At 71.3% G+C, this 14,918-nt stretch carries 11 protein-coding genes and 1 pseudogene; 1 reads left to right on the forward strand and 11 read right to left on the reverse strand.

Annotated elements, in window-relative coordinates; all coding sequences use genetic code 11:
- Positions 1-230: 230 nt before the first annotated feature.
- The 7 genes from topA to bldG form a co-directional block, all read right to left on the reverse strand.
- Positions 231-3,047, reverse strand: a complete 2,817-nt coding sequence (gene topA, locus JK359_RS27490; RefSeq protein WP_201841055.1) for a type I DNA topoisomerase — start codon at positions 3,045-3,047, stop codon at positions 231-233.
- A 259-nt stretch (positions 3,048-3,306) separates the two neighbouring features.
- Positions 3,307-3,504: a hypothetical protein gene (locus tag JK359_RS27495; protein ID WP_201841058.1), complete on the reverse strand. Its 198-nt coding sequence runs from the start codon at positions 3,502-3,504 to the stop codon at positions 3,307-3,309.
- A gap of 377 nt (positions 3,505-3,881) precedes the next feature.
- Entirely contained in the window at positions 3,882-5,402 is a 1,521-nt protein-coding gene (locus JK359_RS27500) for a N5-glutamine methyltransferase family protein (RefSeq protein WP_201841060.1), read from the reverse strand.
- A 202-nt stretch (positions 5,403-5,604) separates the two neighbouring features.
- Positions 5,605-6,243 (reverse strand): small secreted protein, encoded by a 639-nt coding sequence (locus tag JK359_RS27505; RefSeq protein WP_201841062.1) that lies wholly within the window; start codon positions 6,241-6,243, stop codon positions 5,605-5,607.
- A gap of 196 nt (positions 6,244-6,439) precedes the next feature.
- The gene (locus tag JK359_RS27510) at positions 6,440-8,845 is read right to left on the reverse strand and encodes a sodium-translocating pyrophosphatase (RefSeq protein WP_201841064.1); all 2,406 of its coding nucleotides are present in this window, start codon (positions 8,843-8,845) and stop codon (positions 6,440-6,442) included.
- Between the two features lie 305 nt (positions 8,846-9,150).
- Positions 9,151-9,582 carry an ATP-binding protein gene (locus tag JK359_RS27515; RefSeq protein ID WP_201841066.1) on the reverse strand — a complete coding sequence of 144 codons (432 nt, stop codon included), beginning with the start codon at positions 9,580-9,582 and terminating at the stop codon, positions 9,151-9,153.
- Between the two features lie 156 nt (positions 9,583-9,738).
- Positions 9,739-10,080, reverse strand: coding sequence for an anti-sigma factor antagonist BldG (gene bldG, locus JK359_RS27520; protein WP_010986038.1), 342 nt, complete (start codon positions 10,078-10,080; stop codon positions 9,739-9,741).
- 81 nt (positions 10,081-10,161) lie between these two features.
- Between bldG and sftH the strand changes: the two genes are divergently transcribed.
- On the forward strand, positions 10,162-12,879 hold the full coding sequence (gene sftH / locus JK359_RS27525; RefSeq protein WP_236678530.1) for a DEAD/DEAH box helicase: 2,718 nt from the start codon (positions 10,162-10,164) through the stop codon (positions 12,877-12,879).
- On the opposite strand, the pseudogene JK359_RS27530 reads toward sftH, so the two are convergent.
- The 4 genes and pseudogenes from JK359_RS27530 to JK359_RS27545 form a co-directional block, all read right to left on the reverse strand.
- A pseudogene (locus JK359_RS27530) lies at positions 12,860-13,303 on the reverse strand (Rv3654c family TadE-like protein); the annotation flags it as partial. The gene sftH and the pseudogene JK359_RS27530 overlap by 20 nt on opposite strands.
- Positions 13,300-13,638, reverse strand: coding sequence for a TadE family type IV pilus minor pilin (locus JK359_RS27535; RefSeq protein ID WP_201841068.1), 339 nt, complete (start codon positions 13,636-13,638; stop codon positions 13,300-13,302). The gene JK359_RS27535 and the pseudogene JK359_RS27530, both read right to left, overlap by 4 nt.
- Positions 13,639-13,663: 25 nt before the next feature.
- Positions 13,664-13,864 (reverse strand): DUF4244 domain-containing protein, encoded by a 201-nt coding sequence (locus JK359_RS27540; protein ID WP_201841071.1) that lies wholly within the window; start codon positions 13,862-13,864, stop codon positions 13,664-13,666.
- Positions 13,865-13,948: 84 nt separating this feature from the next.
- Entirely contained in the window at positions 13,949-14,728 is a 780-nt protein-coding gene (locus JK359_RS27545) for a type II secretion system F family protein (protein WP_201841073.1), read from the reverse strand.
- Positions 14,729-14,918 lie beyond the last annotated feature (190 nt).

Consider the following 14,918-nt stretch of genomic DNA (forward strand, 5'->3'; position numbering starts at 1 on the left):
GCCGGGGCGTTCGTTTCGCGAAGCCGCGGGCCACGGAGCCGACGAGCCGTGGCCCAGGGGGCCACCGAGCCGCGGGCTTCGAAGCCGGCGGCCGTGGGCTCCGGAGCCACCGAGCCGCGGGCTCCGAGGCCGACAGCCGTGGGCTCCGGAGCCACCGAGCCGCGGGCTCCGTGGCTCCCGGCCGGGGGCTACGGAGCAGACAAGCCGCAGGCTGAGGAGCCGACGGGGTGTCAGTCCTCCGTGCCGGAAGCGGTCGCCTTGGAGGCCGTCGTCTTCTTCGCGGTGGTCTTCTTGGCAGCCGTCGTCTTCTTCGCGGCCGTCTTCTTGGCGGCGGTCTTCTTCGCCGGTGCGGTCTTCTTGGCCGCCGCCTTCTTCGCGGTCTTCTTGGCGGGAGCCTTCGCACGCTTCTCGGCGAGCAGTTCGAAGCCGCGCTCCGGAGTGATCGTTTCGACGCTGTCACCCGAGCGGAGGGTGGCGTTGGTCTCCCCGTCGGTGACGTACGGGCCGAAGCGGCCGTCCTTGACCACGACCGGCTTTCCGGAGACCGGGTCCTCGCCCAGCTCCTTCAGCGGCGGCTTGGCCGCGGCCCGGCCACGCTGCTTCGGCTGGGCGTAGATCGCCTGCGCCTCCTCCAGCGTGATCGTGAAGATCTGGTCCTCGGACTGCAGCGAGCGCGAGTCCGTGCCCTTCTTCAGGTACGGGCCGTACCGGCCGTTCTGCGCGGTGATCTCCACGCCCTCGGCGTCGGTGCCGACGATCCGCGGCAAGGACATCAGCCGCAGCGCGTCCTCGAGGGTGACCGTGTCGAGCGCCATGGACTTGAAGAGGGACGCCGTCCGCGGCTTGACCGCGTTCTTGCCCGTCTTCGGGGTGCCCTCGGGGAGGATCTCCGTCACGTACGGGCCGTAGCGGCCGTCCTTGGCGACGATCGTGTGGCCGGTGGCCGGGTCGGTGCCCAGCTCGAAGTCGCCGCTGGGCTTGGCCAGCAGCTCCTCGGCCAGTTCGACGGTCAGCTCGTCGGGCGCCAGGTCGTCGGGGATGTCGGCGCGCTGGTGCTGCTCGGTGTCCTTCTCGCCGCGCTCGATGTAGGGGCCGTAGCGGCCGACGCGGAGCACGATGTCGTTGCCCACCGGGAACGACGAGACCTCGCGCGCGTCGATCGCGCCCAGGTCGGTCACCAGCTCCTTGAGGCCGCCGAGGTGGTCACCGTCGCCGTTGCCGGCTTCCGCGGCGCTGCCGATGCCGTCGTGGCCCTCGCCGAAGTAGAAGCGCTTCAGCCACGGCACGGCCTTGGCCTCACCCGCCGCGATGCGGTCGAGGTCGTCCTCCATCTTGGCGGTGAAGTCGTAGTCGACGAGCCGCCCGAAGTGCTTCTCCAAGAGGTTCACCACGGCGAACGACAGGAAGGACGGGACGAGTGCCGTGCCCTTCTTGAAGACGTAGCCGCGGTCGAGGATCGTGCCGATGATCGACGCGTACGTCGACGGGCGGCCGATCTCGCGCTCTTCCAGCTCCTTGACCAGGGAGGCCTCGGTGTAGCGGGCCGGGGGCTTGGTCGCGTGGCCGTCGACCGTGATCTCCTCGGCGGACAGCGCGTCGCCCTCGGCGACCTGCGGCAGCCGGCGCTCGCGGTCGTCCAGCTCGGCGTTCGGGTCGTCGGCACCCTCGACGTAGGCCTTCAGGAAGCCGTGGAAGGTGATCGTCTTGCCGGAGGCGCTGAACTCGACGTCCCGGCCGTCGGCGGCGGCGCCACCGATCTTCACGGTGACGGAGTTACCGGTCGCGTCCTTCATCTGGGAGGCGACGGTCCGCTTCCAGATCAGCTCGTAGAGCTTGAACTGGTCGCCGGTCAGGCCGGTTTCCGCGGGCGTGCGGAAACGATCACCCGACGGGCGGATCGCCTCGTGCGCCTCCTGCGCGTTCTTGACCTTGGCGGCGTACGTGCGCGGCTGCGGCGGCAGGTAGTCGGCGCCGTACAGCTGCGTGACCTGCGCGCGGGCCGCCGCGATCGCCGTGTCGCTCAGCGTCGTGGAGTCCGTACGCATGTACGTGATGTAGCCGTTCTCGTACAGCTTCTGCGCGATCTGCATGGTCGCCTTGGCACCGAAGCCGAGCTTGCGGCTCGCCTCCTGCTGCAGCGTCGTCGTACGGAACGGGGCGTACGGCGAGCGGCGGTACGGCTTGGACTCGACGGAGCGCACGGAGAAGCGGGTGCTCTCCAGCGCGGCGGCGAGGCCGCGGGCGGTCGCCTCGTCGAGGTGGAGGGTGTTCGCGCTCTTGAGCTGTCCCAGCGAGTCGAAGTCACGGCCCTGCGCGACCCGCCTGCCGTCGACGGTCTGCAGGCGGGCGACCAGCGACGACGGATCCGACGGGTCTCCCGCGCGCCCGGTCGCGAAGGTGCCCGTCAGGTCCCAGTACTCAGCGGAACGAAACGCCATGCGCTCGCGTTCCCGCTCCACCACGAGGCGGGTGGCGACGGACTGCACGCGACCGGCCGACAGCCGGGGCATGACCTTCTTCCACAGCACGGGGGAGACCTCGTAGCCGTAGAGGCGGTCGAGGATGCGGCGGGTCTCCTGGGCGTCGACCAGCTTCTGGTTGAGCTGGCGCGGGTTGGCGACGGCCTCGCGGATCGCGTCCTTGGTGATCTCGTGGAAGACCATCCGCTTGACGGGGATCTTCGGCTTGAGGACCTCCTGGAGGTGCCAGGCGATCGCCTCGCCCTCCCGGTCCTCATCGGTGGCGAGGAACAGCTCGTCGGACTCCTTCAGCAGGTCCTTGAGCTTCTTGACCTGGGCCTTCTTGTCGGCGTTGACCACATAGATCGGCTGGAAGTCGTGTTCGACGTCCACACCGAGGCGGCGGACCTCGCCGGTGTACTTCTCCGGCACCTCCGCGGCGCCGTTGGGAAGGTCACGGATGTGCCCGACGCTCGCCTCGACGATGTAGCCGGGGCCGAGGTAGCCCTTGATCGTCTTCGCCTTGGCAGGCGACTCGACGATGACGAGTCGGCGGCCGCCCTGTGCGGTCTCGCTGGTCGGGGACAACTTCGCTCTTCTCTCCGGTCGACGCTGGGGCCTCCCCAGGGGCCTTCGTCCCGGGGTCGCGGCGTACTGCTGGCTCGTGTGACGCTGCGGAGTGTGACGCTACATCCCGCCCCCGTGTCAAACGGGAAAAGCCCACAACGGCCACTCGAACGGTAACCCGACTACCGCCATTCCTGCCGCCCGGACTGCCGCGCAAACCCTGTACCCCTGTCCGGAGCGTGACACTCCCCTTACCCGGTGAACACGGCTTCCGCCGCCGTCACAGGCGGGTCAGGCAGTACAGACCGAGGGCCAGTGAGACCGTACCGGCCACGCTCGCGAAGGCGGCCGATGCGACCCGACTCACACCGTGGGCCACCGGTTCCCCACGCCGCAGACGCGTGCCGGTCCAGGCCAGCAGGGCCGCTCCGAACAGGGCGAACACCAATCCCGCGAAGATCGCCGGCCCGCTCTCCATCGCCCGCCCACCCTTCCCTGCCGTCCGGCTCCGCCCAGCGCCCGGAGGGTGCCACGCGCGAGAGGCCGGGAGGCGACATCGGGGTGAACGGAAGGCCGACAAGCTGCCGAACACAAGTTCGAGAAACATGGGCTCGAATTCGATACCCATATTTTTCCGGCCGTTTTCCGATCACGGGTGCCGGGCGGGCCGGCCCGCGCGCGTTCGCCCGGCACACCCGCCCAGCGCGCTCGCCCAGCGCGCCAGCCCAGCGCACCGGCCCAGCGTGCCCGCCCAGCGCACGGGCCCAGCACACCCGCCCAGCGCACCCGCCCAGCGCACCGGCTCAGCGTGCCCGCCCAGCGCACCGGCTCAGCGCGCCGGCCCAGCGCACCGGCTCAGCGCGCCGGCTCCAGGAAGCCCTGCTCCACCAGCAGCCGGATCTGCGCGGGCGTCCGGTCGCGGAGCAGCACGGGGTCCTCGCCGACGAGCTGCGCGATGGCGTCCAGGATCCGACCCGCGCTCAGCGTGCCGTCGCACACGCCCGCGAAGCCGGCACCGACCGTGTCCACCTTGGTCGCCCGGCGCATCCCGCGGTGCTGGCGCAGCACCACGTGCTCCGGGTCCTCGGCGCCGGGCAGCCCGACCTGCTCCTGGACCACCTCGGTGGTGAGCTTGAAATAGCCGTCCAGCAGCGCCGCGTCGTCGCTCTCCCGGAGGTAGTCGAGACGTTCGAAGTGCGCCCGGATCGTGTCCCCGAGGGGCTGCTCGACCGGGTGTGGCCACTCCTCCACCGTGACGGAGGGCTCCGCGGCCCCGGTCCGGCGCAGGGTGATCCAGCCGAAGCCGACCGCCTTGACCTTGCGCGCCTCGAACTCGTCGAGCCAGGCGTCGTACCGCGCCTGGTACTCCGCCGGATCCCCGCGATGGTCCCCGGCGTCCCTCAGCCACAGCTCGGCGTACTGCGTGACGTCCTGCACCTCGCGCTGCACGATCCAGGCATCGCACCCGCGCGGCACCCACGACCTGAGTCTGTCCTGCCAGTCCTCCCCCGCCACGTGCTGCCAGTTCGCGAGGAACTGCGCGAACCCGCCCTCGTTCAGCCGTTCCCCCGCCTGCTGAACGAGCGAGCGGCACAGATCGTCCCCGCCCATGCCACCGTCCCGGTACGTCAGCCGGGCACCCGGGGAGATCACGAACGGCGGGTTGGACACGATCAGGTCGAACGTCTCGTCGTCCCGGACCGGCTCGAACAGCGACCCCTCGCGCAGGTCGGCGGCGGGCGCGCCGGAGAGCGCCAGGGTGAGCGCCGTGATGTGCAGCGCGCGCGGGTTGAGGTCGGTCGCCGTCACGCGCGTGGCGTGCTGGACGGCGTGCAGCGCCTGGATGCCGGAGCCGGTACCGAGGTCCAGGGCGGACGCGACGGGCGTACGGACGGTGATGCCGGCGAGGGTGGTGGAGGCGCCGCCGACGCCGAGGACGACGCCCTCGTCGCGCTGCCCGATGCCGCCGGCACCGCCGACCGCGCAGCCGAGGTCGGAGACGATGAACCAGTCCTCACCGTCGGGACCGCCGTAGGGCCGTACGTCCACGGTCGCGGCCACCTCGTCGCCGCCCACGCGCGTGAGCCAGCCGGCCTCCAGCGCCTCCTCGACCGGCAGAACGGCCGCCACGCGCGCGTGGGGCACCGGCTGCTGGAGCAGGAACAGCCGTACGAGCGTCTCCAGCGGCGTGTCGCCGCGGGTGGCCCGGAGGGCAGGCACGGTCTCGCTGCGGGCCAGCGCCGCGTAGGCGGGGGCGCCGAGCAGGTCGAGCAGCCCGTCGGCGGAGAAGGAGGCGGCCAGCAGCGCGTCCCGCAGGCGCGCGGCGGCGTCGGGCCGGTCGGAAGCGGGCAGGGGAGCGAGTCCGGAGTCAGTCACGCCCCCATTGTGGCCCGCAGCGCCGGTCGGGGGCGGCCCGAGCGGCTTCCCCGGGGGACGGTTGGGGCGGGTGCGGCGACAGAGCCGCGGGAACCGGCCGGGGGAGCGCCCCCGAGCCCGCCGTAGCCGGTCCCGGACCGGCGTCGAAGCGGCCCCCTGGAGCGGCCCCCTCCGGACGCCACCCGGCCCGGTCGGGCTCGGCTCAGCCCTGCGCGGACCCCGTCGTCGTACCCGTCGAAGGCGCGGCCGAGGACGCGACCTTCTTGCAGCTGGCCTGCTCGGCGATGGCTTCCTTGACCTCGCCCTGCTGCAGGTTCTTCAGCGCCTCGACGCCGCTCTTGTGCTGCTTCTCCAGCTCGGTCATCTGCGTGGCGACGTCGCGCAGCCCGGCGGCGAACTTGCCCTGGTCCTTGGTGTTCAGCGCGTCGACCTGCTTCTTCAGGTCGGCGTAGGAGTCGGCGAGGCTGTTGAGGTTCTTCACCACGTCCTGCTGCCGCTTGGCACCGCCCTCGACCCCGGGAGGCGTGCCGGCACCGCTGATGGCGGCGGCGATCGCCTTGTAACCGTCGGCCATGTCCTGGAAGGCCTTCGAGTCCGTCTTCTGCAGCGTCTCGGGCTTGGCGGTGTCGGCGGCCGTCGTGCTGATCGCCGCGTTCGCCGCCTTGATCTTCGCGTCCTGCACGGGCACCGCGTCGCACACCGTCTTGGCCCAGGCCACCAGCTTGGGGTCGGGCCCCTTGGCCTCGCTGTCGCTGCTGCATCCCGACAACGCCACTACCAGTACCGCACCGCCGGACAGTGCGGCCGCGAGCTTCTTGTTCACCGGATCGGTCCCTTCCATGGCTCTCGGCCCCCGGAATCTACACGGCGGGCGGACTCCCTCCCCCCTTCCAACGGAGCAAAAGTCAGCTTTTGTGAGTTTTCGCACCAAGAGAGAGAAGGCTCACGGCGTGGGGGAGCACACAGAAGGAAGCGGGCGGGCGGCACGTCAGCACGTGCCGCCCGCCCGCCCGTTGACCAGGCCTTCTCGGCCCCTCCTACGAAACCACTGCCGCGTCGGGCGAGTTGGCGACCCGCTCGGCACTCTCCTCGTCCCCGACGGCGATCCCGCGCCGCTTGGAGACGTACACGGAGACGACGATCACCAGCAGCGCGAGGATCGCGATCCCGATCCGCAGGCCCAGGTTCTTGTCGTTGCCGTAGGAGAACTTGATCACTGCCGGTGCGATGAGCAGCGAGACCAGGTTCATGACCTTCAGCAGAGGGTTGATCGCGGGTCCGGCGGTGTCCTTGAAGGGGTCGCCGACCGTGTCGCCGATCACCGTGGCCGCATGGGCCTCACTGCCCTTGCCACCGTGGTGGCCGTCCTCCACCAGCTTCTTGGCGTTGTCCCAGGCGCCACCGGAGTTGGCCAGGAACACCGCCATCAGCGTGCCGGCGCCGATCGCTCCGGCGAGGTAGGAACCGAGCGCTCCGACACCGAGGGTGAACCCGATGAAGATCGGCGCCATGACGGCGAGCAGACCAGGCGTGGCCAGCTCCCGCAGGGCGTCCTTGGTGCAGATGTCGACGACCTTGCCGTACTCGGGCTTCTCGGTGAAGTCCATGATCCCGGGCTTCTCGCGGAACTGCCGCCGCACCTCGAAGACGACCGAACCCGCCGACCGGGACACAGCGTTGATGGCCAGTCCGGAGAACAGGAAGACGACCGCGGCACCCGCGATGAGGCCGACGAGGTTGTTGGGCTGCGAGATGTCCAGCGACAGGCTCATCGGCGAACCCGGCCCGGTGAGCTTGGCACCGACGTCCTGCACGTTGGTGGTGATCGCGTCCCGGTACGACCCGAACAGCGCCGACGCCGCGAGGACGGCGGTGGCGATCGCGATGCCCTTGGTGATGGCCTTGGTCGTGTTGCCGACCGCGTCCAGGTTGGTGAGCACCTGGGCGCCCGCGCCCTCGACGTCGCCGGACATCTCGGCGATGCCCTGCGCGTTGTCCGAGACCGGCCCGAAAGTGTCCATGGCGACGATCACGCCGACCGTGGTGAGCAGGCCGGTGCCGGCCAGCGCCACCGCGAACAGCGCCAGCATGATCGACGTACCTCCGAGGAGGAACGCGCCGTACACGCCGAGCCCGATGAGCAGCGCGGTGTAGACGGCCGACTCCAGGCCGACGGAGATGCCGGAGAGGACGACGGTGGCCGGGCCCGTGAGGGAGGTCTTGCCGATGTCCCGGACCGGACGGCGGTTGGTCTCGGTGAAGTAGCCGGTCAGCTGCTGGATGACCGCGGCGAGCAGGATGCCGATGGCCACCGCGACCAGCGCGAGGATCCGCGGATCGCCGTCCTTGCTCCTGATCGCCGCGTCGGTGACGCCGTCCAGGGCCGAGTACGACGACGGCAGGTAGACGAAGACCGCGACCGCGACCAGCGCCAGGGAGATCACCGCGGAGATGAAGAAGCCGCGGTTGATCGCCGTCATGCCGCTGCGGTCGGCGCGCCGCGGGGCGACCGCGAAGATGCCGATCATCGCCGTGAGCACGCCGATGGCGGGCACCAGCAGCGGGAACGCCAGTCCGGAGTCGCCGAAGGCGGCCTTGCCGAGGATCAGTGCGGCCACCAGGGTCACGGCGTACGACTCGAAGAGGTCGGCCGCCATGCCCGCACAGTCGCCGACGTTGTCGCCCACGTTGTCGGCGATGGTCGCGGCATTGCGCGGGTCGTCCTCCGGAATGCCCTGTTCGACCTTGCCGACCAGGTCGGCGCCGACGTCGGCGGCCTTGGTGAAGATGCCGCCGCCCACACGCATGAACATCGCGATCAGGGCGGCGCCGAGGCCGAAGCCCTCCAGCACCTTCGGAGCGTCGGCCGCGTACACCAGCACCACACAGGAGGCACCCAGCAGGCCGAGGCCCACCGTGAACATGCCGACGACGCCGCCCGTGCGAAATGCGATCTTCATCGCGGTGTGCGAGACGGTGGTGAGATCCTTTTGCGGTTCACCTTCCGCCGGAGTGGCTTCCCGGGCCGCCGCGGCGACCCGGACGTTGCTGCGCACGGCGAGCCACATGCCGATATAGCCGGTGGCCGCCGAGAAAACCGCTCCGATCAGGAAGAACAGCGACCGTCCGGCACGCTGGTTCCAGTCGTCCGCGGGCAGCAGCAGGAGCAGGAAGAACACGACGACGGCGAATACGCCGAGCGTGCGCAGCTGCCGGGCCAGATACGCCTTGGCGCCTTCCTGGACCGCCTCGGCGATCCGTTTCATGCTTTCGGTGCCCTCGCCGGCCGCCAGCACCTGACGCACCAGGATCCCGGCGACCACCAGAGCGGCCAGGGCGACCGCCGCGATGACGGCCACGAGGATCCGGTTGTCGTCGGTCAGGACCGCGGCCGCGAGGGATGTGGGACGGCCAAACTGATAGGGGGTAGAAAGCCCCGCCATTCGTCCTCCTTGACGCTTGGGCTGAGCTCAAGATGTGGACGGATTGTAGGTAGCCGCGAGTGATCTAAACAGGGGACGGTAAACGGAATCAGCCTTCTTGTGCTCTTCAGCAAATGATCGAGTCGCGCCACGGAACCCGAAAGAGGTAATGCCTTAAAAGCATTGACGACCGCATTGACGCTTGATCAAATTATCACGCTATTGATCGTGAATTCCTTCACGAATAGCGGGAGGGTCCGGAAAACGCGACAAGGGCCCTGCTCAGCAGGGCCCTTGCGGAGAGTGCGCGGAGACGGGGCGTCGGCTCAGACGAGCGCCGTGGCCGGCGGGGTCGTCGGCCAGGTCATGCGGATCAGGCCGCCGTTCTGCCCGGTGGTGACCTCCACGTCGTCGACGAGGCCGCTGATGACCGCGAGGCCCATCTCGTCCTCCTCGACCTCGGCGTCGCCGTCCTGCCCGGCGGACGTGTCCCCGCCCGGAACGGCGTGCGGGGCCTCGTCGCCGACCTCGATGGAGAACTGTTTCTCCTCTTCGATCAGCGCCACCTTCACGGGTGCCGTGACGCCGCTGATCTGGTGCAGTCCGACGGCACGGGAGCATGCCTCGCCCACGGCGAGCCGCAGCTCGTCCAGGACGGCCTCGTCCACTCCGGCCCTGCGCGCCACCGCTGCCGCCACCAGCCGGGCGGTCCGGACGTGCTCGGGCAGCGCGCTGAAGCGGAGTTCGACGGTGGCCATGCATCCCCCTCGCGACTACGGGCGTGCGGTCGGGGGTGGGGCCGCCGAGCGCCCGCACCCCCTGGTGTAGTTCTGTGCCGGCACCGATCACGGACCGGACGGGACCGCCCGGCGGCCGGGCCCCGCAGGAGCCCGGCGCCGGCGACCGGTCCGTCGTCAGTCGGTGGCCGCCACTGCTTCCTCGACCGAGGTGTGGATCGGGAACACCTTGGTGAGGCCGGTGATGCGGAAGATCTTGAGAATGCGCTCCTGGTTGCAGACCAGGCGCAGCGAGCCCTCGTGGGCACGCACTCGCTTCAGGCCACCGACCAGCACGCCGAGCCCGGTGGAGTCGAGGAAGTCGACGCCCTCCATGTCGACGACGAGGTGGAAATTGCCGTCGTTCACCAGCTCGACCAGCTGCTCGCGCAACTTGGGCGCGGTGTATACATCGATTTCGCCACCGACCTCGACGACCGTACGATCGCCGACGGTACGGGTCGACAGGGACAGGTCCACGGATCCTCCAGCACCTTGCTATCGAGCGGTCGCCCCTCGGGCACCTCGGCTTGCGGCCCCCGGGACGCATCGCCAGCCGCGATGGCATTCAATCACTTACCGGCAGGCGTGCACGACGCCTTGGCTCCATTGTCCGTCACGCCGGTGACACACTCGGTGCCGATGGCCAAGAATCACCGATCCGATCGATCCCCGGCTGACCCGGTCTCCCGCCCGTCTCCGGGCACGGTCCTGGACCGGCTCGCCTCCGGGCCGAGCCGGTCTGCGCGCATCACTCATACGGAGCACTTGCCCCCGCGCACGGGCCGCCATGCCGTCTGGCCTGATCGGATTCGGTCCGAAGTGATCGCAGCCGTTCAGGCATGCGGCATCGAGCACCCCTGGGCGCACCAGGCACTGGCCGCCGAGCACGCCCTGGACGGCGATTCGGTGGTCGTCGCCACCGGCACCGCCTCGGGCAAGTCCCTCGCCTACCTCGCGCCCGTCCTGTCCACCCTTCTGGACGGCTCCGAGGCTCCGAACGGCCGAGGCACCACCGCCCTCTACCTGGCTCCCACCAAGGCACTCGCGGCGGACCAGTGCCGTTCGGTGAAGGAACTTTCACAACCTCTCGGCACATCCGTACGGCCGGCCGTGTACGACGGCGACACCCCGTTCGAGGAACGCGAGTGGATCCGCCAGTACGCCAACTACGTCCTCACCAACCCGGACATGCTGCACCGCGGCATACTCCCGTCCCACCCACGCTGGTCCTCCTTCCTGAAGTCGCTCCGGTACGTCGTCATCGACGAGTGCCACACCTACCGCGGCGTCTTCGGCTCGCACGTCGCCCAGGTGCTGCGCCGCCTGCGCCGCCTGTGCGCCCGCTACGGCTCCTCCCCCGTGTTCCTGCTGGCCTCGGCGACCGCCGCCGAGCCCGCGGTCGCCGCCCGGCGGCTGACCGGCCTGCCGGTCGTGGAGGTCGCCGACGACGCCTCCCCGCGCGGGGAACTCATCTTCGCCCTCTGGGAGCCCCCGCTCACCGAACTGCAGGGCGAGAAGGGTGCGCCCGTTCGGCGTACCGCCACCGCCGAGACCGCCGACCTGCTGACCGACCTGACCGTGCAGGGCGTCCGCTCGGTCGCCTTCGTACGCTCCCGGCGTGGCGCCGAGCTGATCTCGGTGATCGCCCAGGAGAGACTCGCCGAGGTGGACCGATCCCTGGCCCGGCGTGTCGCGGCCTACCGCGGCGGCTACCTCCCCGAGGAACGCCGCGCCCTGGAACGCGCCCTGCACTCTGGGGAACTCCTCGGCCTCGCCGCCACCACGGCCCTGGAGCTGGGCGTGGACGTCTCGGGCCTGGACGCGGTCGTGATCGCCGGCTACCCGGGCACGCGCGCCTCCCTGTGGCAGCAGGCGGGCCGCGCGGGCCGCTCCGGCCAGGGCGCCCTCGCGGTCCTGGTCGCCCGCGACGACCCGCTGGACACCTTCCTCGTCCACCATCCGCAGGCCCTGTTCGACCGACCGGTGGAATCGACGGTCCTCGACCCCGACAATCCGTACGTCCTCGCCCCGCACCTCTGTGCCGCCGCCGCGGAGATCCCGCTGACCGAGGAGGACCTGGATCTCTTCGGGCCCGCCTGCACGGACGTGCTGCCGCAGCTGGAGGCCGCGAAGCTGCTGCGCCGGCGGACGCGGGCGTGGCACTGGACGCGCCGGGAGCGGGCCGCCGACCTGACCGACATCCGCGGGGCCGGCGGGCGTCCGGTGCAGGTCGTGGAGGCCGACACGGGCCGGCTGCTCGGCACGGTCGACGCGGGCGCCGCGCACTCCACGGTCCACGAGGGCGCGGTCCACCTGCACCAGGGCCGCACCTACCTGGTGCGCCGGCTGGACCTGGAGGACTCGGTGGCCCTGGTCGAGCAGGCCGACCCGCCGTACTCGACGGTGGCCCGCGACACCACGTCGATCTCCGTCCTGGAGACGGACACCGAGATCCCCTGGGGCGACGGACGCCTCTGCTACGGCTCCGTCGAGGTCACCAACCAGGTGGTCTCCTACCTCCGCAGACGCCTCATCACCGGCGAGGTCCTGGGCGAGACGAAACTCGACCTCCCTCCTCGTACGCTGCGCACACGCGCGGTGTGGTGGACGGTCACGGAGGACCAGCTGGACGAGGCCCGGATCATCCCGGAGATCCTCGGCGGCTCCCTGCACGCCGCCGAACACGCCTCGATCGGCATGCTGCCCCTCTTCGCCACCTGCGACCGCTGGGACATCGGGGGCGTGTCGGTCCCCCTGCACCCCGACACGCTCCTGCCGACGGTCTTCGTCTACGACGGCCATCCCGGCGGCGCGGGCTTCGCCGAGCGTGCCTTCCACACCGCCCGCGCCTGGCTCTCCGCCACCCGCGAGGCCATCGCCTCCTGCGAGTGCGAGGCCGGCTGCCCCTCCTGCATCCAGTCCCCCAAGTGCGGCAACGGCAACGACCCGCTGCACAAGAGGGGCGCGGTACGGCTCCTCACGGTGCTGTTGCGGGGGGCGCCGGAGGAGGAGCCGGAGTACCGGCAGACGGAGGAATCCGCTTCGGAGCAGGGGCCAGGGAGCCATCCGACGGAGGAAGCAGTTCCGGCACAGGGACCAGGGAGCCATCCGACGGAGGAACCAGCTCCGGCACAGGGGCCAGGGAGCCATCCGAGGGAGGAACCAGCTCCGGCACAGGGGCCAGGGAGCCATCCGACGGAGGAACCAGCTCCGGCACAGGGGCCAGGGAGCCATCCGGCGGAGGAAGCAGTTCCGGGGGAGGCGCCCCGTCCTTGAGTGTGGGCGTCAGGGGCCCCGCCGGACCCGCTCTCGCCCGCACCTCGGCCGCGAACGGCCCCCTTCCCGCGGCCACGGTCACCTCGGAGATCTCGCCCATGACCGCGCAGCGCACCAGCCGCACATCCTGGGCCACCGCCAGCCCCTCGGCCCGGGCGCAGGCCGCCGCCCCGCCCTCGGCCCAGTGGTCGGCCGCCGCGAGCGCCGCCAGATCCGCGCCGCCGGCCGCCCGGTGCCGGACGACGACGGCCTGGCCGAGGGCGAGCACCGCGCCGAACACCACGCACAGCACGGCGACGGCCCCCAGACTCCAGACGGTCGCCGAGCCCTGGTCCGAGCCCCACCGCCGCCCCCGCCCCCGCTTCGGGCCCCCGGGCCTGCCGCCGCGCGGCCCCGCCCGGCCCGGCTCGTCCGCGCGCCTCATGGACCGCCTCCCCCGGTCCCCACCGTGTCCTCAGCCAGCGCCACGGCCTCCTCCCGTACCTCGAACGGCAGCCCGCTCAGCACCGGTGGTCTGGCCACCACCGTCACCCGGACCCGGTCGCCCTCGCGTGCGACGCTCACCCGCGCTCCCCGCGGTGCGCCGTCCCGGGCCACCGTCACCACCGCGTCGGCCGGATCCTGCCGGGCGGCGGCCCGGGCGCCCGTGCGGGCGGCGTCCACGCACTGGATCTGTGCCGCCACCACGAGCAGCCCCCAGACCAGCGCCATGGTGAACGCCACCAGCACGGACAGCACCACGGCCGTCTCCGCGGTCACGAACCCGCGGTCCCGGTCACGCCGGTCACATGCGCGCACTGAGGGCCTTCTTCACGATGGCCTGCAGCTCCGCCCGGACCTGGCCGCTGGTGACGACCTCGTAGAGCAGCAACGCGAACCCGACGGCCGCGATGATCCCCATCGCGTACTCGGACGTCACCATTCCGGCGTCCTGACGGCACGCCCGGCGCATGCGCAGCGCGCCTGCCCTGAACTTCCTGAACATCTCAACCCCCGTGGGTCTCGGATTCGTTGTCGATCGATTTCGGTACTCGGCCGATGTCCGCGTGCGGTGCTCCTCCCGTTCGCCTCACCTCCCTCCCAGCACCCCGCCCGCCAGTCCGATCACCACGGGCAGCACGCCGAGGGCGATGAACGCGGGCAGGAAGCACAGCCCGACCGGCGCGGAGATCAGTACGGCCGCCCGGCGCGCCCGGGCCGTCGTGGCGCGGGCCCATTCCGCCCGTGCGTCCGAGGCGAGGCGGGCCACCGGCCCGGCCGCGGGCAGACCGGACTCGTCCGCCCGCTCCAGCAGCCGCGCCAGAGCACCGGCGCCGGGCAGCGTCGCCAAGCCGCGCCAGGCGTCAGCCGGTTCGCCGCCGAGCCGGACCTCCGCCGCACCCCGTGCGAGCGCCTGCCCGACGGGCCCGCCGAGGGCCTCTCCCACCGCATGAGCGGCGATCACCGGTCCGGCACCGGCTGCGATACAGGCAGCCAGCAGGTCGGCGGCGAGGGGGAGTTGGCGGGCCGCAGGGGTCGTGTCGGCCGCCGCCGTCTGCCCGGCCGAGGTCTGCCGTTCCCGCCACCGCCACAGCGCCACGCCCACACCGAGCCCCAGCAGAATTCCGGTGAACCCGCCGACCAGCACCCCTGCGCCGAAGGCCGCGCCCGCCGGTGGCAGCCAGCGCCGTACAACACCTGGCACGGTGAACGACGCCCCGGACGGAGGGAGTTCGAGACCCATCAGCTCGGCCATCCGGCGCCGTGCCCGCCGCCGGCGCCGGACCAGATCCAGTCGCCGGACACCCCAGCCGAGGACCAGCACGACGATCCCGGCCATCCCCAGCCTGTGGACGACTTCCCCGCTCATACCCGCTGCCCTTTCCGCATCTTTCGGACTTTCCGCCCATCCCGGCCCCATCGACCACCACACCGACCACGCCCTCGGCCACCCATCACCCCGCCGCCCTCGTCGTCGCCGTCACCCTCGCCCTCGCCCTCGCCGTCGCCGTCACGGTCGCGGTCGCGGTCGCCCACACGGCACCACTCACCCCCTCCAC

Source organism: Streptomyces actinomycinicus (assembly GCF_016741775.1).
GTDB lineage: Bacteria > Actinomycetota > Actinomycetes > Streptomycetales > Streptomycetaceae > Streptomyces > Streptomyces actinomycinicus.